This is a genomic window from Pseudoalteromonas peptidolytica, from assembly GCF_012641745.1.
GTDB classification, from domain to species: domain Bacteria; phylum Pseudomonadota; class Gammaproteobacteria; order Enterobacterales; family Alteromonadaceae; genus Pseudoalteromonas; species Pseudoalteromonas peptidolytica.
Genome location: NZ_WEHZ01000023.1, coordinates 43,056 through 67,390, shown reverse-complemented (window position 1 = coordinate 67,390; position 24,335 = coordinate 43,056). Strand labels below are relative to the sequence as shown.

At 42.6% G+C, this 24,335-nt stretch carries 19 protein-coding genes; 12 read left to right on the top strand and 7 right to left on the bottom strand.

Features of this window, described 5'->3' with window-relative positions; translation table 11 throughout:
• Nucleotides 1-148: 148 nt before the first annotated feature.
• The 3 genes from F9Y84_RS15055 (at nt 149) to F9Y84_RS15045 (ending at nt 3,705) form a co-directional block, all read left to right on the top strand.
• Nucleotides 149-670, top strand: a complete 522-nt coding sequence (locus F9Y84_RS15055; RefSeq protein ID WP_125252321.1) for a phosphatase PAP2 family protein — start codon at nt 149-151, stop codon at nt 668-670.
• On the top strand, nt 667-1,719 hold the full coding sequence (locus F9Y84_RS15050; RefSeq protein WP_147390277.1) for an MJ1255/VC2487 family glycosyltransferase: 1,053 nt from the start codon (nt 667-669) through the stop codon (nt 1,717-1,719). Before F9Y84_RS15055 ends, F9Y84_RS15050 begins: the two co-directional genes overlap by 4 nt.
• Nucleotides 1,720-1,824: 105 nt before the next feature.
• Nucleotides 1,825-3,705: a methyl-accepting chemotaxis protein gene (locus F9Y84_RS15045; protein ID WP_125252305.1), complete on the top strand. Its 1,881-nt coding sequence runs from the start codon at nt 1,825-1,827 to the stop codon at nt 3,703-3,705.
• A 466-nt stretch (nt 3,706-4,171) separates the two neighbouring features.
• Here F9Y84_RS15045 and F9Y84_RS15040 read toward each other — a convergent pair whose 3' ends face one another.
• The 5 genes from F9Y84_RS15040 to priA form a co-directional block, all read right to left on the bottom strand.
• Complete coding sequence (locus F9Y84_RS15040) at nt 4,172-4,546, bottom strand: gamma-butyrobetaine hydroxylase family protein (RefSeq protein WP_147390275.1); 375 nt, start codon at nt 4,544-4,546, stop codon at nt 4,172-4,174.
• Nucleotides 4,547-4,991: 445 nt separating this feature from the next.
• Nucleotides 4,992-6,320: an ATP-dependent protease ATPase subunit HslU gene (hslU, locus tag F9Y84_RS15035; RefSeq protein WP_125252303.1), complete on the bottom strand. Its 1,329-nt coding sequence runs from the start codon at nt 6,318-6,320 to the stop codon at nt 4,992-4,994.
• A gap of 11 nt (nt 6,321-6,331) precedes the next feature.
• Nucleotides 6,332-6,850, bottom strand: coding sequence for an ATP-dependent protease subunit HslV (hslV, locus tag F9Y84_RS15030; protein WP_125252302.1), 519 nt, complete (start codon nt 6,848-6,850; stop codon nt 6,332-6,334).
• Nucleotides 6,851-6,920: 70 nt separating this feature from the next.
• Entirely contained in the window at nt 6,921-7,451 is a 531-nt protein-coding gene (locus F9Y84_RS15025; RefSeq protein WP_147390274.1) for an SPOR domain-containing protein, read from the bottom strand.
• 13 nt (nt 7,452-7,464) lie between these two features.
• Nucleotides 7,465-9,636, bottom strand: a complete 2,172-nt coding sequence (priA, locus tag F9Y84_RS15020; RefSeq protein WP_147390273.1) for a primosomal protein N' — start codon at nt 9,634-9,636, stop codon at nt 7,465-7,467.
• A gap of 214 nt (nt 9,637-9,850) precedes the next feature.
• Between priA and rpmE the strand changes: the two genes are divergently transcribed.
• Both rpmE and F9Y84_RS15010 read left to right on the top strand, forming a co-directional pair.
• Nucleotides 9,851-10,066 carry a 50S ribosomal protein L31 gene (gene rpmE, locus F9Y84_RS15015; RefSeq protein ID WP_010607053.1) on the top strand — a complete coding sequence of 72 codons (216 nt, stop codon included), beginning with the start codon at nt 9,851-9,853 and terminating at the stop codon, nt 10,064-10,066.
• A gap of 748 nt (nt 10,067-10,814) precedes the next feature.
• Entirely contained in the window at nt 10,815-12,056 is a 1,242-nt protein-coding gene (locus tag F9Y84_RS15010) for a malic enzyme-like NAD(P)-binding protein (RefSeq protein WP_125252319.1), read from the top strand.
• A 373-nt stretch (nt 12,057-12,429) separates the two neighbouring features.
• On the opposite strand, the gene metJ is transcribed toward F9Y84_RS15010, so the two are convergent.
• A complete protein-coding gene (metJ, locus tag F9Y84_RS15005) occupies nt 12,430-12,750 on the bottom strand; it encodes a met regulon transcriptional regulator MetJ (protein WP_010368921.1) in 321 nt (106 codons plus the stop codon).
• A gap of 344 nt (nt 12,751-13,094) precedes the next feature.
• On the opposite strand from metJ, the gene metB reads away from it, so the two are divergent.
• Together metB and metL are read left to right on the top strand one after the other, a co-directional pair.
• Nucleotides 13,095-14,315: a cystathionine gamma-synthase gene (metB, locus tag F9Y84_RS15000; protein WP_147389375.1), complete on the top strand. Its 1,221-nt coding sequence runs from the start codon at nt 13,095-13,097 to the stop codon at nt 14,313-14,315.
• 4 nt (nt 14,316-14,319) lie between these two features.
• Nucleotides 14,320-16,668, top strand: a complete 2,349-nt coding sequence (gene metL, locus F9Y84_RS14995; RefSeq protein WP_147389376.1) for a bifunctional aspartate kinase/homoserine dehydrogenase II — start codon at nt 14,320-14,322, stop codon at nt 16,666-16,668.
• A 170-nt stretch (nt 16,669-16,838) separates the two neighbouring features.
• On the opposite strand, the gene F9Y84_RS14990 is transcribed toward metL, so the two are convergent.
• Nucleotides 16,839-19,295, bottom strand: a complete 2,457-nt coding sequence (locus F9Y84_RS14990; RefSeq protein ID WP_147389377.1) for a penicillin-binding protein 1A — start codon at nt 19,293-19,295, stop codon at nt 16,839-16,841.
• Between the two features lie 129 nt (nt 19,296-19,424).
• Here F9Y84_RS14990 and F9Y84_RS14985 point away from each other — a divergent pair, with 129 nt between their 5' ends.
• From F9Y84_RS14985 to F9Y84_RS14965, 5 genes are read left to right on the top strand one after another with little or no spacing between them, the layout of a single operon-like run.
• Nucleotides 19,425-20,504: a pilus assembly protein PilM gene (locus F9Y84_RS14985; protein WP_125252296.1), complete on the top strand. Its 1,080-nt coding sequence runs from the start codon at nt 19,425-19,427 to the stop codon at nt 20,502-20,504.
• Nucleotides 20,492-21,064, top strand: coding sequence for a PilN domain-containing protein (locus tag F9Y84_RS14980; RefSeq protein ID WP_125252295.1), 573 nt, complete (start codon nt 20,492-20,494; stop codon nt 21,062-21,064). Before F9Y84_RS14985 ends, F9Y84_RS14980 begins: the two co-directional genes overlap by 13 nt.
• A 16-nt stretch (nt 21,065-21,080) precedes the next feature.
• A complete protein-coding gene (locus tag F9Y84_RS14975) occupies nt 21,081-21,686 on the top strand; it encodes a type IV pilus inner membrane component PilO (protein ID WP_125252294.1) in 606 nt (201 codons plus the stop codon).
• Nucleotides 21,683-22,225 (top strand): pilus assembly protein PilP, encoded by a 543-nt coding sequence (locus F9Y84_RS14970; protein WP_125252293.1) that lies wholly within the window; start codon nt 21,683-21,685, stop codon nt 22,223-22,225. Before F9Y84_RS14975 ends, F9Y84_RS14970 begins: the two co-directional genes overlap by 4 nt.
• On the top strand, nt 22,215-24,281 hold the full coding sequence (locus F9Y84_RS14965) for a type IV pilus secretin PilQ (protein ID WP_125252292.1): 2,067 nt from the start codon (nt 22,215-22,217) through the stop codon (nt 24,279-24,281). Before F9Y84_RS14970 ends, F9Y84_RS14965 begins: the two co-directional genes overlap by 11 nt.
• Nucleotides 24,282-24,335 lie beyond the last annotated feature (54 nt).

Here is a 24,335-nt window from a genome sequence, read left to right as displayed (position 1 = left end):
ATATTGATTATCATTACCCAGTATACTCTCATACTTGTGCTTAGCAATGCTTTGATTCAACTTACATATTTGTGTCTTAAAAGTGTCACCGATTTGTTATTTTGCTCTTCTATGCTGATATTGTGAGCAATTAAGCGTGACCCAAGTAATGAAGGCAAAATTAGCGGAGTTAGACACTGCACTTTATTTTGTGGTGTTTTGCCCAAAACCGAGAAATTGGTTTAGGTTAATAGCATTAGGCTTATCGAAAAGTGGTAATGGTGGGCTGTATGTGTTGGTGGCGATTGCATGTGCGCTCTTTTTAGAGCCCCTGGGTCAGCAGTTTGCGCTAACGGTAATGGTGGCTTTTGTAATAGAGAGACCGCTTTACTTTTATTTTAAAAATCGCTTTGCTCGACTGCGCCCCTGTGATTGCTATGCAGTAAAAGCATTACTCACACCAAGCGATAAGTTTAGCTTGCCATCAGGGCACAGTGCAGGTGCTTGGCTATATGCGACTTGTCTAATAGAACATCTTCCTCTGGCTACTTTTCCGTTAATGATATGGGCAACCGGAGTGTCTTTGTCACGAGTGATTGTTGGCGTGCATTACCCGCTTGATGTCGTACTTGGTGCCATAATGGGCATTGCATGTGCAAGTGTAGCGATTTTGATGTTAGGAAGTTTATGAAAATACTATATGGTGTTCAAGGAACAGGTAATGGCCATACCACTCGAGCACGGGTGATGGCGAATTGCTTTCGCGACATGGGTGTGTCAGTGGACTACTTTTTTACCGGTCGCCCGTCGAAGAACTATTTCGATATGCATGACTTTGGAGAATACCGTAGCTGTCGTGGTTTATCGTTTGTGACTGAGCATGGCCAACTGAATCGTTTAAAAACATTGCAATCGCTTAAATTTGGAGAGTTTATTCGTGATGTTAAGCAGCTTGATGTGTCAGGGTATGACCTCATTTTTAATGACTTTGAGCCAGTGAGTGCTTGGGCTGGAAAAATGGCAAAAGTACCTGTTCTTGCGATGAGTCATCAAGCTTCTTATCTATATAGTGCGGTGCCACAATTCGCTATTCAACCTTGGCACCGTGCGTTGATCCGCTATTTTGCACCTGCTGATATCCATTTAGGAGTACATTGGCAGCCTTTTGATAAGCACATTATTCCTCCCTTCATTCCGTACGAAGCAGAGCAAGAGCAATGTGCATCAATCGCCAATAAAGTACTAGTTTACCTTCCATTTGAAGCGCTTGAAAGTGTGATTGAATTGCTAAAAGACTTCCCTGACAAAGAGTTTTATTGTTATCACCCAGAAGCCCAAAATAGCTCACGGCAGCATATTCACCTTAGAAAGCCAAGTAGAGCGGGGTTTATTCAAGACTTAAAAAATACCAGCGGCGTGATTGCGAATGCCGGATTTGAACTTTCAAGTGAAGCGTTAAAGTTAGGCAAAAAACTATTATTAAAACCGCTAGAAGGGCAGTTTGAACAACAAAATAATGCCCAGACTTTAGCCTCGCTTGGGTTGGCGCAAGTGATGAATTATTTAAATGCTGGCGCCTTGGAAGAATGGCTGAACTCATCAATGGAGCATTCGATTTTCTTTCCATCAGATCCTCACTTCCTAGTTGAGTGGTTGGTAAAAGGACAATGGCATGACGTCGCATCGCTACATCAGCATTTATGGCGCGATGTTAATTTAATGTTTAAAAAGGTGGCTTGAATATATTATTTTGTAATATCAGCCCAGAATAACTAATTAGAATGAGGTAATCCGTTTCGGCTTCAACTATACTGACTGTGATCATTTCATATTGTAGGTAAGCCAATGGCGGTATTAGAAAATCTAACTATCAGACGTCGTTTGCAATTGAATGCATTAGTGGTAGGGATGGCCTTAATCGTAATGTTATTTATGATCATGTTCGAAGCTCGAACTATGCTCAAATTGAATGAGTCAATTCAATATGCAGAAGAGCTCGAAATTCATGAATTAGCAATGCGTAAGCATGAGAAAAACTTCCTGTTCTATAAAGAGGAAGAAGCGCTAGAAAAGTTTGAGGCAGAATATCGCCTACTACAGACAAAACTTGATTTACTTCAAACTACTTTTACTGAGTTTGGTATTGATTTAAGTGAAACCAATCAGCTTGAGGCGATTACGAAAAGTTACTTTACCGACTTTCAAAAGGTTGTAGAGCTTCAAAGAACGATAGGTTTGCACCCAAAAGATGCGCTATATGGTGAGCTTAGGGGAGCAGTGCATGAAGTCGAAACTTTGCTAAAAGAGCAGCAAAATTATCAGTTGCTTGCGACTATGCTGCAACTTCGCAGAGCCGAAAAAGATTTTATGCTTCGCCTCGACACGAAATATTTGACACGATTTAATGACCTAGTCACCCAGTTTGCTAAAGAGATCCGTGCAGCTGGCTTTAGCTCGCAATATCAATCTCAGCTACTTACTCTCCTTAATACTTATCAAGTTAAATTTGCAGGTTTAGTCGCAGCTCAAGAAAGGCTTGGTTTAGATCTGGATAGTGGGGCATTAGGGAAGATGAAGGCAATCGTTGAGAGAAGCGATGCGATTGTGAATGCTGTGGTGGAGCAAGCCAAAAGCGCGATTAAGGAAAACGTCGATCAAACACAAATGGTTGCGATAGGTGTGTTTATAGTTGCCAGTATCATTGTAATGACATTGGTGCTTTCAACCAGCCGCTCCATCATTCAACCAGTTGAACGGGTGTATCAGACGATTGAGCGGATCCGTCGTGATAATAATTTAAGTTTGCAGATCGAGCAAAGTGGTAACGATGAAATCACAATTATGACGCGAGACTTCAATAGCTTAATAACGGACTTTAGACATTTAATCGCGGATGTAAACGGTGCGTTGGCGACAATAAATGAAGCCACCAATCACCTCACCGAGACGACGGCACAGACCAGCGCTGGTATGTCTGAGCAACTTCATGAAGCTGATATGGTGGCAACCGCAGCAACTGAAATGCAAGCGACAATTCAAGATATCTCTCATAATACAGGTGAGGCTGCACATAAAGCAGAAACCACAAACGAAAATGCCCAGCAAGGCCGTCGTGAAGTGACTGCTACAATTGAGCATATTATGCAGTTATCTGAGTCACTCGGGGGGGCTTCAAGCGTTGTTGCTCAACTTGAGCGTGATGGTGAGACTATTGGCTCAGTACTGGATGTTATTCGTGGTATTGCCGAACAAACTAATTTACTTGCACTCAATGCTGCCATTGAGGCTGCGCGAGCTGGCGAGCAGGGCCGAGGCTTTGCGGTTGTTGCAGATGAAGTTCGCTCTCTTGCTCAGCGTACCCAAGATTCAACACAAGAGATTGAAAGTATTATCTCCACGTTGCAGCAGCGCACACGAGAGGTAGTTAACATCATGGATCAGTGCCGTGAACAGGGTAATGAGAGTGTTTCTCAAGCTGAAAAGGCCGGCGAGCTACTCAGTATGATCACGCAAGATGTGCAAACGATCATGGAAATGAGTACGCATATCGCCACTGCTATTGATGAACAAAATCAAGTTGCTTCTGAAGTGAATAAGAATGTCGTTAAAATTAGAGATATTGCACAGAGCGCTTCTGAGCATGCACATTCTAATGCACAAAGTAGTGAAGAAGTGGCAGAGCAAGCGCGCGTGTTACATGAGGCGGTTGCGAAGTACACAGTATAAACGCTGAAACCACTGCTTATTTATACCAAATCCCCACTGATTGATAGTGGGGATTTTTGTTTTTGACTCTAAGGTATAACCTGAACTGCGGATAATTAATGCCTTTTTAGCAGCCAGTTTTAGCGTTAACTGCGTTGAGCTCACTTCCAATAGGCACCTACTGGTGCGTAAATTCGCCTCGTCTACAGGATGAGGTACCATAGCGAGAGCTGGACGCGGAAGCGGTGTTTCCACTAAAACTCTCTAGCTAGACAAGGTGGTAAGTTAAGCTGTACTTTAACAACAAAGAGCTAGAGCATTCCTTATCCAAACCTCAGGTTAATTACATTTTCAGATATTGCGAGGCAATATGCTAGGGTAAAGCAAGAAGTTGTATACGTCTGTAATCAAAATATGGAGACGTACATTGTATTTCAGAAGACTTTACTCAGTACCATGAGCTGCAGGCATTGTTATGGAAGTTTGATTAAGGCACAAACTTGATAGGTACGCTGTCCTTTTTGGCGTGATGCTTTTCTACCGCATCCAAGTATTCCTGCCATAATTTATCGTGTTGTGTGGCTATGGTATGTAGGTATTGCCAACTAAAGAGCCCTGATTCATGACCATCATCAAAAATAAGCCGTGCGGCATAATGGCCAATGGGTTCAATCGCTTTGATGCTCACACTTTGTTTGTTTAGTACCAACTGTTTTTGTGCAGGAGTGTGCCCTTGAACTTCTGCAGATGGGGAATGTGTTCGTAAGTATTCGGCTTTTAGGCAGTAGTAGCTGCCGTCCTCAAAATAAACGTCGAGTACTTTGCTTAGCGTGTGATAGTGAAGTTTAGTTACCTGATACATACTGTTCCATACCAATGAAATTAACTCTTCAAGCAATATAAAGGGTAGTGCATTATACAGCCATTCCTGAACCAAAATAGCTGCTACCAATTTACTTAATACTTGTTTAATGTGAAGGCGTAAATCTGACGCTAACTACGTTGAATTCACTTCCAATAGCCATGCCTTGCCTACAGGATGTAGATACCTTAGTGAGAGCAGGACGCGGAAACGGTGTTTTCCCTAAAACTTTCTGGGTAGACAAGGGAAAAACTAAGTTGTGCTTTAGCAACAATGAGTTGAAACACTCCCTATCCAAGCCTCAGACTAAATAGAGAAATTCTCCCTAGTTATTGAGAAGGTTTTCTCGCCTCAAAATAGGCCAATCAATTAAGATAATCGGTATAACTTAACTTGTCTTTATTCATAAAAAAGCGGAGCTTTGCTCCGCCTTTTTGACTTTCTTTTACAAGATGAAGCGGCTTAGGTCTTCGTCTTGAACAAGCATATCTAAATGTTGTTCAACATAAGCAGCATCAATCGTTAAGGTGTCACCGGCCTTTTCACTGGCATCGAATGAAATCTCTTCCATCAGCTTTTCCATCACAGTGTGAAGGCGACGTGCACCGATGTTTTCAGTTTTCTCGTTGACCTGATATGCAGCTTCAGCCAGTTTGGTGATGGCATCATCGGTAAAGTCGATAGTAACGTCTTCAGTTTTAAGTAGTGCCTGTTGCTGCTCTGTAAGAGAAGCATTTGGCTCAGTTAGAATACGTTTGAAGTCACCAGCAGTAAGCGCTTCTAGCTCAACGCGAATGGGTAAACGACCTTGTAGTTCAGGGATTAAGTCCGACGGCTTAGCCATTTGGAAAGCACCTGATGCGATAAACAAAATATGGTCAGTTTTTACCATACCGTGCTTTGTATTAACCGTAGAACCTTCGATAAGTGGTAGCAAGTCACGTTGTACACCTTCACGGCTAACATCAGGCCCTGAAGACTCTCCGCGCTTACAAATCTTATCGATTTCATCAATAAACACGATACCGTTTTGTTCAACCGATTCAATAGCTTGCTCTTTAAGCTCCTCTGGATTAACCAGCTTTGCAGCTTCTTCTTCAATTAGTAGCTTAAGTGCTTCTTTGATTTTTAGCTTGCGGCTCTTTTTCTTATCACCTGACATATTTTGGAACATGCTCTGTAGCTGATTGGTCATCTCTTCCATACCAGGAGGTGACATAATTTCAACGTGAGGAGCCGTTTCAGCGATGTCTATCTCAATCTCTTTATCATCTAACTGGCCTTCGCGTAGTTTCTTGCGAAATACTTGACGTGTCGATGAGTTTTCATTTGGTTGAGACTCACCCCAGGCATCTTTTGCAGGTGGTAAAAGTGCATCTAAAATACGCTCTTCTGCTGCTTCTTCTGCGCGAAACTTAAACTTTTTGGTTTGCTGTTCACGGGTCAGTTTAAAAGACACTTCAACCAAGTCACGAATGATGGTTTCAACTTCTTTACCAACATAGCCCACTTCAGTGAATTTGGTGGCCTCGACTTTAATAAATGGTGCATTTGCCAGCTTTGCTAAACGGCGGGCGATTTCAGTCTTACCAACACCGGTTGGGCCAATCATCAGAATATTTTTTGGTGTAACTTCTGCACGCAACTCTTCATCAAGCTGCATACGACGCCAGCGGTTACGTAGTGCAATCGCAACGGCTTTTTTAGCTTTATCCTGACCAATAATATGTTGATCAAGCTCGTGCACAATCTCTCTTGGAGTCATAGCTGTCATGACGAGTCCTATTACAATTCTTCGATAGTTTGGAAATTATTAGTAAATACGCAGATGTCGCCTGCAATCTTTAGGCTCTTTTCTACGATCTCTTTCGCACTCAAGTCTGTATTCTCAATTAGTGCAGTTGCTGCCGCTTGTGCGAAATTACCACCACTGCCGATAGCAATAAGGTCATGCTCAGGCTGGACAACATCACCGTTACCAGTAATGATAAGTGAGGCGGTTTCATCGGCTACTGCAAGCAAAGCTTCAAGCTTTCTCAGTGCTCTGTCTGTGCGCCAATCTTTTGCCATTTCTACGGCTGCTTTGGTGAGATGGCCTTGGTGCATCTCAAGCTTAGCTTCAAAGCGTTCAAATAATGTAAATGCGTCTGCTGTACCGCCAGCGAAACCAGCTAGTACCTTACCATTGTATAGGCGGCGTACTTTACGCGCGTTGCCCTTCATAACTGTGTTACCAAGTGAAACTTGGCCATCACCGCCGATAACCACTTTGTCATCTCGACGAACGCTAACGATGGTAGTCATAGTAATCCTTATCCGGGTTTGTACCCGTGTAACTCAAGATTAGTAAGAAATATGGGTAGACTGACAAAAATCAAGTCCAGCCCCAAATCCCGCAGCCAAATATCCCAACTCGCTGGAGCTTGTTTTTGTCACTTTCAGCCAAACGCTTAGTATCATAAGGCCCTAAACGAACGCGATACCACACACCATTACTGCCTTCGGTACGGCGGATCTCGGCAATTAGACCCGCAAATGCCACTTTAGCCTTCATGGCTTCAGCTTGAGCGTGGGTCTGAAATGACCCGCATTGCATTTGATAGGGGCCTTTACTTTTGATTTCTTTGACTTCTACCTTGATTTCATGATTTTTGATTTCTTCGATGAACTCTGGTGGGCGCGGTTTTGGTTTAACCACGGTTTGCTCTTGAGCAGGGTGTGGATTTTTAGCTTGCTCTACTTCTTTAGGATCCGCATTGGTCTTGATAAACCATAGACCATAAGCAAAACCACCAATTAACAGTAATGCAGCGATAGTTGCTACAACAGGAAATTTTGTGGTTTTCTCGGGTTTTGTTTTGCCTTTCCCTTTGGGTTTTTTATTGATGTAATCGTGCTGTGCCATGAGTCATTGGTTTCTAATAGCTATCCATTGGATCCACATCTATGCTCCAGCGAACTCGGTTTGCAGACTCGTGCGTTGAAATATAGCGCGCAAGTTGCGAGAGATAGTTGCGAAGCACAGTGCGTTGTTGTGCGTGTATATGTAACTGATACCTGAACTTTCCTGCAATTCTTTCAAGCGGCGCAGGAATTGGACCTAGCAATTGTATACCAGGATAGGGGGTAGCTGGAACCAAATCTGATAAAAACTGCAACACAGTGTTGATGTTTGTGGCTTCGGCGCGAATGATAGCCAGGTGTGCAAAAGGAGGGAGCATGGCTTCTTCACGCTCTTTTAGTGCATATCTTGCAAAGTCACCGTAACCATTGTTGATTAAATCTTGTAATAGTGGGTGCTCTGGAAAATGGGTTTGTAGTAGCACGGTTCCTGCTTCACCGGCTCGACCAGCACGTCCTGCAACTTGCGTGATTAATTGAGCCATCTGCTCAGTCGCTCTGAAATCACAAGAATACAAACCAGAATCTACATCTAAGATCACGACAAGGCTGACATCGGCAAAGTGGTGCCCTTTGGCTAGCATTTGCGTGCCAACTAATATACGTGCCCCTCCTTGGTTTATGTCTTCTAGTGCACTTTCAAGGCTACCTTTGCGGCGTGTCGAATCGCGATCAATCCGAGTGACGGGAATATCCGCAAAGCGTTCGGTTAAAAAGCTTTCTAGCTGCTCAGTACCTAGCCCAGTAGGCATAATTTGAGTACTACCACAGTCAGGGCATTGCCTTGGCACAAAATCTTGTTCACCGCAGTGATGACATACCAAACGATTCATATTTTTATGATATGTGGCGCTGGTGGAGCAGTGTTTGCAGGTGTTAAGCCATCCACACTCATGACACATTAATGTTGGGGCGAAGCCGCGTCGATTTAAAAACACCACCACTTGCTTTGCGCGGTTAAGTGTTTTTTCTATCCAATGTAAACTCATTGGTGAAAACCCGCCTTGCTCTGGTTGGCCTTTCATATCGACTAGGTGAAACTGGTTATCATGTTGAGTTTGTGCGCGTTTACTTAGCGTCACCAATTGGTATTTGTTATTAATGGCTTTGTGTAGCGTTTCCAATGCGGGCGTTGCTGTTCCTAAAAGCAGAGGGCAGTTTATTTGGTGAGCACGAAATGCAGCGAGATCTCTGGCGTGGTAACGAAGACCTTCTTGTTGTTTAAAAGAGTTGTCATGTTCTTCATCAACGATGATCATACCAAGACTCTTAAACGGTAAGAAAATGGCTGAACGAGTGCCGATTACTAATGCGCTTAATCCCTTTTCGGCGCGTCGCCACGTATGTAGACGTTCGTTATCGGTTAAATTGGAGTGCCATAGATCGATAGGAAGATCAGTAAAACGCTTCTTAAAACGGTTAACGGTTTGCGGTGTGAGGCCAATTTCTGGGACCAATACCAGCGCTTGTTTTCCAGCCTTGAGTATATTTTCAAGACTTTGCAAATACACTTCGGTTTTCCCGCTGCCCGTTACCCCTTCTATTAAGAAAGTCCGGTAGCCAACTTGTACATTAATTGCACTGCAAATGGTAGCCTGTTGATCGTTTAGGCGTGGCTTGTCACCTAGGTGCAATTCGTTTTGCGCCCAGTCGCTGTCATGTTCAATAGACTGTATTATTAGTGCTTTGGCCTCGAGCGCTTTGATGGTTTGACTCGCAAACCCAAGCGCCTTGAGTTCGCTTAACTTTATTGCGCCACCTTCATATAACTGAAAAAGCAAAGCTTGTTGTTTTTTGGCGCGTAGTGTGGGGAGTGTTTGCCCTTTTTCCGTTAATCTTACCACAGGGATCTGGGTTTTATCTGGGTGGCCACCATCTCTTAACACGGCAGGGAGTGCTGTGAATAATGTATCACCAATCGGATGGCAATAGTATTGTGAGACAAAATGCAAAAAATGTAATTGTGCCTGATTTAAAACAGGCTGTTCGTCGAGTACTGCGATAACCTGTTTAAGTTTCTCTTGTGGCACATCAGTGCGCTTTTTTATATTGAGTGCGATAGCAGTACAGCGACGGTTAGAAAAATTAACTGTTACTCTCACCCCAGTTACAACGTGCATCGTTGCTGGTAGCAAATAATCGAATGTGCGGTGTAATGGTAGCTTCAAAGCTACTTCAAGAATGAGCATATATTTCAATCCCATAAAGTGAGCGCAGGCTCGAAGTATATACCTAAGATTATGGTATTGGAAAACAGCCCCAGCAATGACGATAAAAAACTCTGAAATATTGCTTGTAGATTGTCCAGTTAACCACTAAAATACGCCTCCACAATTTTGTATAACTACGTATGGTGCCAGACTTCGGGTTTGGAGAGCGATACGGCCTTAACTAGAGGTTGCTATGAAAGAAGGTATTCACCCTAATTACGAGACGATCACAGCATCGTGCTCTTGCGGTAACAAGTTCGAAACTCGTTCAACGCTTTGTAAAGATATTCACCTAGACGTATGTTCTGCGTGTCACCCGTTCTACACAGGTAAGCAGAAGATCCTTGATACAGGTGGCCGTGTTGATCGCTTCAACAAGCGTTTCGGTGCACTTAGCAGCAAGAAGTAATCTTGCTGGTCTAGTCGAAAAAAGCACCCTAGGGTGCTTTTTTTGTGCCTACGGTTCAATAGCAATTATAATAATGTATACAAATAGGCAGTGTTTGATTGCTTGTGCTTGGTACGCCCCCGCCTTTTAAATCTTAAAATCAACTGATTTGGCAGCAAATCTTTACTGTAACCTAGAATAGAGTAATAGCTCTATTTCGCATGTTAATATTGGCTATTAATGAGCTTAAGTTGTGCCTAGGCAGAAAACGAATATATTTAATTATATTACTAGACACTATGCTTCGTAGTGGTAAATCGTGCTTTGTGCTTCTAAATGTCTCAATTGTGCAGTTAAATTTAGTAATAATTATAAATATTGCTCTTTAGTCATGGTATTTTACGCTAGTGCTATTTTTCATCACTTTGACTTGTCTTTAACCTCTTACTTGCTTACTTTTGCAGGTCTAAATTGTGAAATTTTTCTTAAAATTGAAGAGAACGTCGAAGAAAATACGAATAAATACCGTGTAAGTGGATAGACCTGATTTTACTTGAATAATGAAGAAAACTCGGTATTGTGTGATGACGGTCGATTACCTATATGTCCTATTGACATCTGCTTAAAGCACTGTGCTTTTGAGTACTTTTATGTCGTCGCTCATATAGTTAATCGCACTGTTTGTGGTTGTAAATATGGAAGCAACCGACACTCAGAATGCGAATGTTTAGCACACTCTCACATTAACTTCGTAGGAAAATATCGCGCCATGACAGATTTTCGTCAACAAGCTCTAGATTATCACGAGAAGCCCGTTCCAGGTAAAATCAGCGTAGAGCTGACTAAGCCTGCCGAGACCGTAAAAGACCTAGCACTCGCATACAGCCCTGGTGTTGCCGAGCCAGTACGTGAAATCGCGGCAGATCCTGCGAATGCCTATCGTTATACAGGTAAAGGGAACATGGTAGCTGTGATCAGTAATGGTACTGCTATTTTAGGACTAGGTAATTTAGGTCCTTTGGCTTCGAAACCAGTTATGGAAGGTAAGGCTCTGTTATTTAAACGCTTTGCTGGACTGGACTCGATTGATATTGAAGTTAAACATAACACCACTGAAGACTTCATCAATACAGTAGCGAATATTGCAGATACTTTTGGCGGGATTAACCTTGAAGATATCAAAGCGCCTGAGTGCTTTGAAATTGAGCGCGCGCTTATTGAACGCTGTGATATACCCGTTTTCCATGATGATCAACACGGTACTGCAATTGTGACTGCGGCTGGTATGCTCAATGCACTTGAGATCCAAGGTAAAGATATTCATGATGCGATCATCGTGTGTTTAGGAGCTGGTGCCGCTGCAATAGCGTGTATGGAGCTACTTATAAAATGTGGTGCACAAAGAGAGCATATTTATATGCTAGACAGAAAAGGCGTGATCCATACTCGTCGTGACGATCTTAACGAATACAAAGAGCTGTTTGCAAATAATACGGATAAGCGCACGTTACAGGATGTGATTGCAGAGGCTGACGTATTTGTTGGCGTTTCAGGCCCAGATCTTCTATCTGCTGAAGATTTAAAATTAATGGCTGATAAGCCAGTTGTATTTGCATGTTCGAACCCAGATCCTGAGATCAGCCCCGATGTTGCACATGGTGCTCGTGATGATTTGATTATGGCAACAGGTCGTTCTGATTATCCAAACCAAGTGAACAATGTGCTATGTTTTCCGTTCATCTTCCGTGGTGCACTAGATGTACGTGCTACAGCGATCAATGACGAAATGAAGATTGCGGCAGTTGAGGCTATTAGAAGTATTGCAAAAGAGCCAGTACCTGCAGAGGTGTTAAAAGCAGCTGATGTCGACAGCCTTGAGTTTGGTCCGCAATACATTATCCCTAAACCGATGGATCCTCGCTTGTTACCTCGAATAGCAAAAGCGGTTGCTACTGCTGCGGTTGAATCTGGCGTAGCGCAAATCGAGATGCCCTTGGGTTATATGGAATAAAATAACCTAAACTGGGTTAATAATTTGTTCTCTAGCAGTTGTTATCCCTTACTTCTGCGGTAAATTTGTTTGTAATAGGCCAGCTATTGACGCACAAATTTGCCTTGTATTAAGAAATAACTGCTTGTAGCGATTCCAGCTTAAGTATGAAAAAAGCCTCGATTGAGGCTTTTTTGTGTCTTTATTTCCGTGAAAAATGAAGAGTCGATATTATACCAATTTGACTTAATACTTGCTCAATTTGAAGGAGTAAATCTGACGCTAACAGCGTTAAAAATTTCTCATTTAGAACAACTAAATAGCAAAATTTTTGCCTAGTTATCGACAAGATTTTCTCGCCTCAAAATAAACCACTTAATTAAGAAAATTGGTATTATTCTTCGTTTATTTCAGGGATCTCTAAACCACGCTCTTCCATTATTTGTCTTACTTCTAACGGAATACGTTCTGGGTTGTCTTTTCTCAGGTCTTCATCACTTGGAAGTGGTTGACCCGTGAAAGCATGTAAAAAGGCTTCACATAATAGCTCGCTGTTTGTTGCATGGCGCAAGTTATTTACTTGACGACGTGTACGTTCATCAGTAAGCACTTTGAGTACGTTCAAAGGGATACTCACTGTGATTTTTTTTACTTGCTCTGCTTTTTTACCGTGTTCTGCATATGGGTGAATATACTCACCATTCCATTTTGCCATAATTGTGTACTTGCCTCAGTTACATCAATGCCAATATGACTGGGTTCTGATTGATATTGTTCAGCTAAGCAGGTGGAGCAGGGAAATCTTTAAAGAGTAAAGATAAAACCTGAACTTGAATAGTTGAGCAAATTAATCCGCTATGGCGAGAACTATAGATCTCTGCCATAGTTTTCAATAACTCAGTCGTATTAGCAACGCCTTAAGTGGCGAAATTTTATCGGTTTAAAAAAGATAGTCAAATACTAGTTATTTAGCCATTTAGCAGTATAAATGTTTTGACTTCTAGTTGTCGTTGCTCTAACCTTTTAGACGTCTAAACATCCAACTATCTAGGTGACCCTATGAGTCAAATTAACAAATCGACGGTTGCAGTGCGTCACGGTATAGAAGCTGATAAAGCACATGGTGCAGTGGTTCCGCCCCTTTATCTGTCGACGACCTATTCATTTGCAGATTTTGATACCAAGCGTGATTATGACTATGGCCGCAGTGGTAACTTTAATCGTGATGTGTTGGCACAAGCGTTAACCGAACTTGAAGGAGGTCAACGTGGCATTATTACCGCAACAGGTATGTCGGCTATTCACCTAGTAACTCAATTATTAAACCATGACGACACTTTAGTGATCCCCCACGATTGCTATGGTGGCAGTTATCGTTTATTTACGTCATTGGCAAAGCGTGGGCTACTCAAAGTAGAAGTAGTGGATTTAACCCAGCCAGAAAGCCTTGAGAAACTAGAAAAAATCCAGCCTAAACTTGTGTGGATAGAAACACCAAGTAATCCAATTTTACGATTAACCGATATTGAAGCAGTTGTAACCGCTGCGCATGCGGTCGGTGCTTTAGTTGCGGCAGACAATACCTTCTTGTCACCAGCATTACAAAACCCTATCGCTTTTGGAGTCGATATTGTTGTTCACTCAACCACTAAATATATTAACGGTCACTCCGATGTGGTAGGTGGTGCAGTGATAGCGCGCACGCAAGAGCTAGGAGATGAGTTGGCTTGGTGGGCAAATAACATTGGTATTACGGGCGCGCCTTTTGATAGTTATCTGACATTGCGTGGACTGCGCACACTTAACGTACGCTTACGCCAACATCAAGAGAATGCGCAACAGATTGCTGAATACTTAGAGAAGTCGCCGTATGTGAGTCAAGTATACTATCCCGGTCTCAAGTCGCATCCACAGCATGAGCTAGCAAAAAAACAACAACTAGGCTTTGGTGGTATGGTGAGCTTTGATATTAAGGGTGATCTACAGACATCGGCTAAATTTTTAACTTCGTTAAAGCAGTTCTCGCTCGCCGAATCACTAGGTGGAGTTGAAAGTTTAATCTGCCATCCTGCGACCATGACACACGCAGGAATGGAACCTCAGGCACGTCTCGAAGCTGGGGTTGGCGATACCTTAATTCGCATTTCAGTGGGCATTGAAGATGTGCAAGACTTAATCGCAGATCTTGAAGCCGGATTTTCCAGTATTGATGACAGCCAGGCAAGTGATGACGCGAAGTCATTTAAGCTTACGCCTGCACATACCGTTGCGTTGTGGTGAGTAAATGGCAAAAGTAGTACATAAGTTTGGTGGTTCTAGTTTAAGCTCTGCAGAGCGCTATCAGGCTGTTGCTAAGATAATATTAGAGCAGTGTCAGTTAGGTGATAGCGTAGTGGTTTCAGCTGCGGGAAAAACAACCAATACTTTGGTGAAGCTATGGCAGAGTTTTGAGCAGCAAGATGTGCGCGCTTTTAACGACGTCTTGTTACAAGTTGAAAACCATCAACGTGAATTAATAGATGCGTTGTTTACCGGCGATAGGCATGCTGCTTTGCTCAAGCAGCTCGTGAACGAATTGCAGGCCCTTGCGCAAGCGCGTGAAGCACGCACACTTCACTATGCCAGTCTACTGGCGCATGGGGAGTTGTGGTCGGCTCGTGTCCTAGCCAATTACTTAAGCTCACAAGGTATTGAAGCTCGGGATATTGACGCTAGAAAACTATTTGTGCAACAGGATGGTGTATTATTACATGCGTTGAATAAAGAGGTGTGTTACAGCGCAATTGGTGACAATGCTGTGCATATTGTTACCGGCTTTATTGCAGCAGATAGTCAAGGTGAAACTGTGACTTTGGGGCGCAATGGAAGCGATTACAGTGCGACTTTACTGGCCAATTATATTGATGCCACTCAGGTATCGATTTGGACAGATACCACAGGCGTATTTAGTACCGATCCACGTAAAGTCAGTAGTGCAATAAAATACGCTAAAGTATGTCGAAGTCAGGCTGAATTATTAGCACGTTTGGGGAACCCTGTCCTGCATGCAAAAACACTCTCTCCCTTGAAAGGTACTGATATAAAACTACAAGTGCGAAGTAGTTTTGACTCAGACGCACTAGGCACTGAAATTGTTAAAGCAGGTTATAGTAAAGAGAAGCGCTTTATCACTACTTTTGGACAACTAGATTTACTGCGTGTTGAAAAATTAAATAGTGGTGAAGTAAAACAGCTTAGCCAACTAATACAGCATAGTATTCATCATTTTATCAAAGGTGGAGAGGCGCATTTATTGGTGCCATCCGAGTTTAGCCATCTGGTTATCAATGCCTTAGAGCCTCGTGCAAATATCATTGAATCACAAGTGCAAGGCTTTGCTGTCGTTGCGCCAAGCCAAGATATCGCAGGGTTACATCTGCAAGCTTTAGAATTGCTAGACGACAATGCGATAGTGACCCGTTTTGTATTACAAGCACAAAACTATAGTTTAGTGCTGACTGATCAGTCTATTGATAGTGATGTTTTGGCAGTATTACATGAACGGCTTGTCAATAAAGGCAGAGAGCTCGCGGTCATCGTTGCAGGTGTTGGCAATGTGGGTGAGGTTTTTATTGAGCAGTGTAAAGATCAGTTTGACAAACTGAGTGAGCACTTTGATCTGAAGTTGGTAGGATTGTTGCGCTCAAAACAAATGTTGTTTTGTCCAAGCGGATTAAACTTAGCCCAATGGCAGCAGCAATGGCAAAATGAAGCCATAGAATATAACGAAGCTGAATTATTTACTCGCATAAAAGAGCTTGATTACGAACATAAAGTAATTATTGATATTACCGCAAGCGAGCGCTTTAGTGCATTATATCCACAGTTTGTAGAACATGACTGTCATCTGATCAGCGCCAATAAATACGCTGGTACAGCGAAGCACAGCTGGTACACACAACTACGGCAAAAACTGCAAGAACGTAACTTATTATGGCGTTATAACACCAGTGTTGGAGCTGGGTTGCCTGTTAACTTTGCCTTAGCGGATCTGCAAAATAGCGGCGACGAAATTGTGAGAATCGAGGGGGTTTTCTCTGGTACTCTATCTTGGCTGTGCAGTCGTTATGACGGCTCTGAGGCTTTTTCTGAGTTAGTACTGGGCGCACAAGCGCTTGGGTTTACCGAACCTGATCCAAGAGAAGACCTGTCTGGTCGTGATATGCAGAGAAAGTTGCTAATTTTGGCAAGAGAGTTGGGTATTGAACTTGAGTTAGATGAGATTGAACTAGAACCATTAATGCCAGATAACCTGGCGCAAGGCTCGTGGTTACAATTTTTGGAAAATCGCCAACAGCTTGATGACTTTTACGCTGAACACGACGCCAAAGCCCGTGAAAATGACGCTGTACTACGTTACACAGGGGCGCTGGAAATTGCGAACAATGGTCATGTCTGTGCAAAAGTTGGGATTGCACATGTACCCAATGGTGCCGCCATTGCTAATTTAACGCCCGGTGACAATATTTTTGTGATCCACACAAAATGGTATGAGCAAAACCCGCTGGTGATCCAAGGCCCTGGTGCCGGTAAAGAAGTGACCGCTGCTGGGATCCATTCAGATTTATTCTGGTTGACGCAAAATTTGAAATAACCTGAACTTCAGCTAGTTATATCAATTTGCTTATTAAGTGGTCTATTTTCTCGTCTTATAATAGACCAATTGATTAAGATAGTTGGTTCTAAATGTAATCCGTCAGTCCACTCTGTATCCTGGTCTTAACTACTAACAAAAATGCCGATACAGGCATCGGCATTTTTTGTTTAGAACAATTCTTCGTGTGTTGGTAGCGGCGCACTATTGTCAAATGGTGTGCTGCTATCAGTATCTAACACGTACTTAGTGGGAGCTGTACCTTGCTCGAAATATTCAAAGCGAGAGGTATGATCGTTCTTGCGAGACAAAAGCCCAGTTTTTAAATCAATGCGGGTTGAAATAAGACCCGGTGGCGGCTCTATTGGTGCTAAAGGTTCATCTTTGAGTGCTTCGCGCATAAAGTTTATCCAAGCCGGCTGCGCTGAAATCGCCCCAGCTTCGGCACCAACGAGCTGGTTTTTACCCAGATTAGCATTATACGCAGCGCGACCTAGTGATTTGCTAGCATCATCAAATCCAACCCATACTGTGGTGAGAACATTTCGATTAAAGCCGGTAAACCATGTATCAACTGAGTCATTCGTTGTACCTGTTTTGCCTGCAAGATCACGGCGCTTTAGCCACTGACCACGCCAACCTGTACCACTCCATCCTGTCTTGTGTTTCCAGCTACCACCGCCCCAAATTGCACTGTGTAAGGCATCAGCAATCAAAAAAGCATTTTGTTCAGAAATAATTTGTGGCGCACAGCGCTCAGGCTGCTCTTCTAGTTGTTGCTCATCACAAACAATCAGTGGTACTGCAGAGCCTAATTCAGTTCCAAATGAATCTGTGATCTTATCAATAAAATACGGTTCAATCAGATGCCCACCGTTAGCAAAAGTTGCCATTCCTCTTGCCATTTCAATGGGAGTGAGTGCTGCGCTGCCGAGCGCTAACGACTCGCTACGATTAATATCAGCATCTTGAAACCCAAATTTGAGTAGATGGTCTGCGGCCGTATTGATCCCAACACCTTTGATGAGACGCACCGAGACAACGTTTTTGGATTGAGCCAAAGCACGGCGGATCCGAATAGGTCCATTGTAGACCTCCGGGCTATTTTTTGGTCTCCACGCGACACCAACACTCTTATCCCAATGGTTAATTGGCGCATCATTGATAATAGTAGCAAGAGTGTAGCCCTGCTCTAATGCTGACGAGTAGATAAAAGGTTTAATATTTGAGCCAACTTGTCGTTTAGCTTGGGTTGCTCGGTTGTATTGGCTAAGTTCAAAACTATAGCCACCGACGATGGCTTTTACACGGCCATCATTAGGGTCGAGCGATACAAGCGCACTGGAAGCTTGAGGCAACTGACTTAGCATCCAAAGATTGTCTTGCTTGCGCACAAATACTTGCATACCAGGTGCAAGAATATCCGCTGTCGTTTTTGGTGGTAAACTTTGTCGTGTCTCGCTGATGTATTGTCGTGCCCAGCTTAAGCCTGGCCATGTTAGAGTTATTTGTTCACCACTTTTAAGCAGGACTTCAGCGCTTTGTTCAGTAATACTTAACACCACCGCAGCTTTTAATGATCCGATTTCATTGACTTTTCTGAGGCGGCTTACAATTCCTCCATGGCTTAACGGTGATTCACTCTGTGCGTTCCAGTAAATGGCTTCTGGGCCTCGAAAGCCATGACGCATGTCATACGCATGTAAGTTGTCGACTAACGCATGCTGCGCTGCTAGTTGTACTTCTGATTCAACACTTGTGTACACTCTCATGCCCGAGTTATAGGCTTTGTCTGTCCCGTAGCGCTCTACCATGTACGCGCGAACCATCTCTGAAATATAAGGGGCATACAGCTCGATTTCTGCACCATGAAATTTTGCCGTGATAGGGGCTTGAGTCGCTGCATTATATTCTGCTTGGGTAATATATTTTTCAGCTAACATACGGCCTAGTACAACATTGCGACGACTTTTTGCGCGCTCTGGATTGCGAATAGGGTTCAGTGCCGAAGGTGCTTTGGGTAACCCTGCTATCATGGCCATTTCAGGTAGAGTTAGTTCAGAAAGTGTGCGGCCATAATAAACTTGGGCTGCCGCACCAATACCAAAAGCACGATTTCCCAGCTCGATTTTGTTCAAATACAGCTCGAAAATTTCATCTTTTGTTAATAACTGCTCAATATGCAACGCAATAAAGATTTCCTTAACTTTACGAATATAGGCTTTCTCTCGTGTTAAGAAAAAGTTTCTCGCAAGTTGCATGGTCAATGTGCTTGCCCCTTGTTTCTTTTGACCGGTTGTGATCAGTACTAATGCTGATCTGACAATTCCTATTGGGTCTATTCCGAAATGATCATAAAAACGGTTATCTTCTGTGGCCAAAAAAGCGTTACGCATCGGTTCAGGAACATCTTGTAGACGTACAGGTATTCTGCGCTTCTCACCGAATTGATTGATTAATTTGCCGTCCCGTGTGAAGACTTGCATAGGGGTTTGTAATTGAACATCCTTCAAAACCTCTACACTTGGTATGTCAGATTTGACATAATAATAAAGGCTGATAAGTGTCAATACGCCTAAAAGGGTACAAACAAAAGCGAATTGTAAAAATCTTTTCAATAATTTCACGGAATTATCCCTAGTTAGACTCCCAATTACAGGTAGACACTGCTAGTATATCTTGATTAAAAAACGATTAATATTTTTGTGTGCTAAATTTTTATAGAACACAAACTGAAAAGGAAACGAGCGCTTCACATGCTGAGCAAACTACTAAAAAAACAAGCACCTCTGATGATTGGGATCGACATTGGTTCTCATTGTGTCAAAGCGGTGTTGCTGTCTAAAACCAGTTCCAGCTATCGTGTCGAAGCCGTTGCCATTGAGCCTATTCCTAAAGGCGCAGTAAATGAAAGAGCCATTCAAGATATTGAGGCTATTGGCAATGCGATCACTAAAATGAAGCGGCGCATTCCAAAACTTACACAATCTGCTGCAGTTGCTGTATCTGGTCAGACTGTCATTACCAAAGTGATCTTTATGGACGTGTCATTAACTGATGCTGAACTTGAGTCTCAGATAGCAATTGAAGCAGATAGCTTAATTCCATACCCATTAGACGAAGTAAGTCTAGACTTTGAAAAGATAGGTGTAAACGAAGCGGATCCCTCTAAGGTAAATGTCTTGTTATCAGCAGCACGAACTGAGAGTGTGCAGGCACGAGTTGGTGCTTTGGAGGAGGCTGGATATAAAGCGAAAGTCGTGGACGTTGAAAACTATGCGTTGAGTCGAGCGATGGATGTAATTTACCCTGAGTTACCAAACGATGCTTTTGATAAAGTCGTGGCGATGATAGACATTGGTGCTGTACTTACGCTCATCAGCGTTATTCAATCAGGAAAAACGATTTATACCCGAGATCAAGTGTTTGGCGGAGAACAGTATACCAATAGTATCGTGGCTTATTATAATAAGACATACGATGAAGCTGAACTTGCGAAAACGACAGGGGATTTGCCTCCTAACTATACGTTCGAGGTTCTGGCCCCTTTTCAAACCTCATTACTTCAACAGATACGTCGCGCAGTTCAGATGTTTATGACCACTAGTGGTAAAGATCACATTGATTATATTGTGTTAACTGGGGGGACGGCGCTGGTGGAAGGGCTAGATAAACTATTGATCGATGAGTTAGGTATCCACACGATTGTGGCTGATCCATTCACAGAAATGGAGATCGCACCTAAAGTGGACAGGCATGTTCTACAAAAGCACAAGGCTCAATTTGCGTTGGCTACGGGCTTGGCACTACGGAGCTTTTCATCATGCCACATATAAATCTACTTCCCTGGCGAGAGCAACAAAGACAAGCATCTCAGCAGATCTTTTTGACCATTATTGCGGCGATTATTGCAACTTGTTTACTTTTTATGTATCTAGCCGGTAGCTTCTATGATGGTTTAAAAACAGGACAAGAAATAAAAAACCGTTATCTAGAAAGTGAAATATCATTATTGGATACGCGTATTGTAGAAATTAATGATCTAAACAAGCAAAAAGAAAACTTGCAACGCCGTATTAGACTAATCGAAGAGTTGCAGCTAAATCGCAGCTTAGGGACACAAATCATAGATGAAATTGCTCGGGTTGTGCCCGCTGGGGTCTACCTCACTAGTCTTGATAGGCAAGGTAATATGATTAAAGTGATAGGTCGCAGTGAGTCTAACAACCGTTTGTCACAAATGTTAAGACAAGTTGAATCATCATACTTGCTTGAACGGCCAGTGATCCAAGGGATTGTAGCTGGCGAGCAGAGTTCAAAACTATTAAGTGATTTTACGATGCACTTTTATGTCAAATCTCATGATGACATTAGCCTAGCTGATAAAGCGAAATAGGGTGGAGGGTAAGTAGATGAGCTTTGACTTAAATAGTTTAAAAGAAATAGATTGGAATGAATTAGAGCTTGATAATATCGGTCACTGGCCGTTTCCTGTTAAAGTTTTATGTTCTATTTTGGTGGTCATTTTGATGATCATTCTAGGGTATAACTTGATGGTCTCAAGCTCCATTGATCGATATGAACAAGCGCTGAAAAAAGAGCAAGAGCTTAGAACGAGTTATCGTATCAAGTATGCAAGAGCAAATAACTTAGAGTTATATAAACAGCAAATGATTGATATGGAGGCGCAATTTACTGAGTTGTTACGACGCTTACCAAGTTCAAATGAAACCCCAGGATTACTTGACGATTTAACTTATGTTGGCACTTCTAGCGGTTTAACGTTTTTAAAAATCGGCTGGATGCCTGAAATACGTAAAGAGTTTTACACCGAATTACCCATTAAATTAGAAGTTATTGGTAAATACCATGAGTTTGGTGAATTTGTCAGTAAAGTGTCAGAATTACCTCGAATTGTTAGCTTACATGACTTTAGAATTGAGAATGCTGGCAATGGGGAGCTGGTTTTTAGCGTGGTGGCTAAGACGTACCGCTATGAACAAGGAGGCCAGAGATGATCCGACTGTTGCTCTGTACATTGTCGGTGTTGTTCATGTCAGGATGCAACGATAGCACTGCTGAACAAAAGGAGTTTATCGACCAAGTTAAGGCCAGCTCGATACCAAAGATAGAGCCTATTCCTGAAATGCAAAACTACGAGCCTTTTAAATATAGTGCATCTCAATTACGTAGCCCATTTGTAGCGCCGCAACCAGAAGTGATTGAGAACAAGATGGTTCAGGTCAAAAACTGTTTACATCCAGATCCTGATAGAAATAGATACCCACTAGAAAAGTATCCTTTAGACAATTTAAGAATGAAAGGGATAATTGCAAAAGAGAATGGTCGTTGGGCGCTAATCGAAGCGGCAACACAAGGCTTATATAGAATACAGCGCGGTGAATATATGGGACTTTACCATGGTAAAGTGCTCAGTGTACAAGCGGATCATTTAGAGCTGTTAGAATTAATTCCTGATGGAACGGGATGTTGGAAAGAACGACTAACCAAAGTGGAAATGTTAGAGGCAGAACAAGGTGGCTCGAGTGAATACTAACAATAATCAAAGAACATTAACGTATAGAGGCACTCGAACGATAATTCAGTCAGTGCTAGGAGCTGCATTTGTTGGCCTGTCATCAATTGCTCAGGCTATTCCAATGTTATATGACATTCGCTATAACCCGGTTCCAACTGGGGAAACTCAGCTTCAGCTGGTATTTGATGAAAAGCTGAGCGGTGAACCGAGTGTGAGTGTTAATGGTGAAAACACAAGTCTTGAACTGTTCTTTCAGCAAGCTGAATTTGAAGAAAGCTTAAAGATGCTGGAAATTAACAAAGCAGGTATCAAAGGTATCACCAGTCAACTGCGCGATGGCGGATTTACTGTTGCGATTAATATGGACGAACTCAAGCTCTACAAGACGGAAGTGAAAAATAATTTGGTGATTGTAGAGGTTTCTGGTCAACCTATTGTTTCAGAGCAAGATCAAAGCGAAAAAGTAACCTCTTTTATCAATCAAATTCAAGCGATTGACTTTCGCCGTGGTGAACAAGGCGAAGGTAAAATTTTAGCTTTTCTTGAACATAATCAAGCCGCTATTGATGTCCAAGAGCGTGGTGGCAAAATTATCGCTGATTTCCATCATATTGATATTGCAGAGGATCTGTTATACGAACTAGATGTATTAGACTTCGGTACTGTGGTGTCGCGCATTGAGACTTTCAAAGAAGAGAATAAAAGCCGCATCGTCATTGAACCAAATGCGGCATTTAAGTTCTCATATCAGCAGCTTGATAATATCTTTACATTGGCCGTAGAAAAAGATGAAGGTAACAAAACGTTTGGAGATCAGAAAGAGTATAAAGGTCAACCTATTACTTTGAATTTTCAAGATATTCCTATTCGTTCTGTGCTACAAATTATCGCCGACACTAATAACTTTAACTTAGTCACCAGTGATACTGTTTCTGGGAACATCACACTGCGCTTAGATGGGGTACCATGGGACCAGGCGCTTGATGTGGTGTTGCGGGTAAAAGGGTTAGATAAACGCATGGACGGCTCGATCTTAATGGTGGCACCATCGGAAGAGCTAGCTGCGAGAGAGGCGAAAGAGTTACAAGCACGTCAGCAAGTTGAAGAGCTGGAGCCATTATATAGCGAATATATTCAGCTCAATTACGCAAAAGCGGAAGAATTTGCTGATTTGCTGAAAACCGACATTAACTCTATTATTAGCCATCGAGGCAGTGTCTCTGTGGATAAGCGTACCAACACCCTATTGATAAAAGACACATCGCGTAGTATTGAAAGCATCCGCCGTATGGTTGAAACTCTGGATGTACCTGTGAAGCAAGTGCGGATTGAATCGCGAATGGTGACGGTGGATGATACCGTACAAGAAGATTTAGGCGTACGTTGGGGGTTCAGCGATCAGCAAGGGAGTGATGCTATCTCCGGTACACTCGAAGGGGCCAACTCACTTTCTAATGGTATTATTCCTTCGTTAGATAACCGCCTAAATGTAAACTTGGGGGTTAAGGGGGTACCTGCAGGTAGTATCGGTATGCATATCGCAAAGCTTGCTGATGGCACCTTGATTGATTTAGAGCTGTCAGCCCTAGAACAAGAAAATAAAGGTGAGATAATCGCAACCCCAAGCATTACAACGGCGAACCAGAAAAAAGCGCGGATTGAGCAGGGAACAGAAATACCCTATGTGGAGGCATCTTCTAGTGGAGCGACCACGGTTAGCTTTAAAAAAGCGGTACTCAGCTTAGAGGTGACACCACAAATTACCCCTGATAACAAAATAATTCTCGACTTAGTGATTACACAAGATACTAAAGGTGATACTGTGCAGACGCCAAATGGCCCAGCAACAGCAATCAATACCCAAGAGATCCAAACACAAGTTCTGGTTGAAAATGGTCAAACTATCGTTCTTGGTGGTATTTATCAGCAAGAGGTAAAAACAGCAGTAAGTAAGATCCCGGTGTTGGGCGATATTCCATATTTAGGTCTATTGTTTAAGAACTCTCGTGATATTAACGAGAAGCGGGAACTGTTGATATTTGTAACACCTAAGATCATTCAAGACAGTTTATAGGCCCGTAACAATAAAAGTATTGCGCTTTTTGCGCAGTTTGACTTGAAATTGTTC

Excerpts from the sequence above, each read along its gene's own strand:
- F9Y84_RS15055 (WP_125252321.1), top strand. The coding sequence starts at position 149 with ATGAAGGCAAAATTAGCGGAGTTAGACACTGCACTTTATTTTGTGGTG.
- F9Y84_RS15050 (WP_147390277.1), top strand. The coding sequence starts at position 667 with ATGAAAATACTATATGGTGTTCAAGGAACAGGTAATGGCCATACCACT.
- F9Y84_RS15045 (WP_125252305.1), top strand. The coding sequence starts at position 1,825 with ATGGCGGTATTAGAAAATCTAACTATCAGACGTCGTTTGCAATTGAAT.
- F9Y84_RS15040 (WP_147390275.1), bottom strand. The coding sequence starts at position 4,546 with ATGTATCAGGTAACTAAACTTCACTATCACACGCTAAGCAAAGTACTC.
- hslU (WP_125252303.1), bottom strand. The coding sequence starts at position 6,320 with ATGACAGCTATGACTCCAAGAGAGATTGTGCACGAGCTTGATCAACAT.
- hslV (WP_125252302.1), bottom strand. The coding sequence starts at position 6,850 with ATGACTACCATCGTTAGCGTTCGTCGAGATGACAAAGTGGTTATCGGC.
- F9Y84_RS15025 (WP_147390274.1), bottom strand. The coding sequence starts at position 7,451 with ATGGCACAGCACGATTACATCAATAAAAAACCCAAAGGGAAAGGCAAA.
- priA (WP_147390273.1), bottom strand. The coding sequence starts at position 9,636 with ATGCTCATTCTTGAAGTAGCTTTGAAGCTACCATTACACCGCACATTC.
- rpmE (WP_010607053.1), top strand. The coding sequence starts at position 9,851 with ATGAAAGAAGGTATTCACCCTAATTACGAGACGATCACAGCATCGTGC.
- F9Y84_RS15010 (WP_125252319.1), top strand. The coding sequence starts at position 10,815 with ATGACAGATTTTCGTCAACAAGCTCTAGATTATCACGAGAAGCCCGTT.
- metJ (WP_010368921.1), bottom strand. The coding sequence starts at position 12,750 with ATGGCAAAATGGAATGGTGAGTATATTCACCCATATGCAGAACACGGT.
- metB (WP_147389375.1), top strand. The coding sequence starts at position 13,095 with ATGAGTCAAATTAACAAATCGACGGTTGCAGTGCGTCACGGTATAGAA.
- metL (WP_147389376.1), top strand. The coding sequence starts at position 14,320 with ATGGCAAAAGTAGTACATAAGTTTGGTGGTTCTAGTTTAAGCTCTGCA.
- F9Y84_RS14985 (WP_125252296.1), top strand. The coding sequence starts at position 19,425 with ATGCTGAGCAAACTACTAAAAAAACAAGCACCTCTGATGATTGGGATC.
- F9Y84_RS14980 (WP_125252295.1), top strand. The coding sequence starts at position 20,492 with ATGCCACATATAAATCTACTTCCCTGGCGAGAGCAACAAAGACAAGCA.
- F9Y84_RS14975 (WP_125252294.1), top strand. The coding sequence starts at position 21,081 with ATGAGCTTTGACTTAAATAGTTTAAAAGAAATAGATTGGAATGAATTA.
- F9Y84_RS14970 (WP_125252293.1), top strand. The coding sequence starts at position 21,683 with ATGATCCGACTGTTGCTCTGTACATTGTCGGTGTTGTTCATGTCAGGA.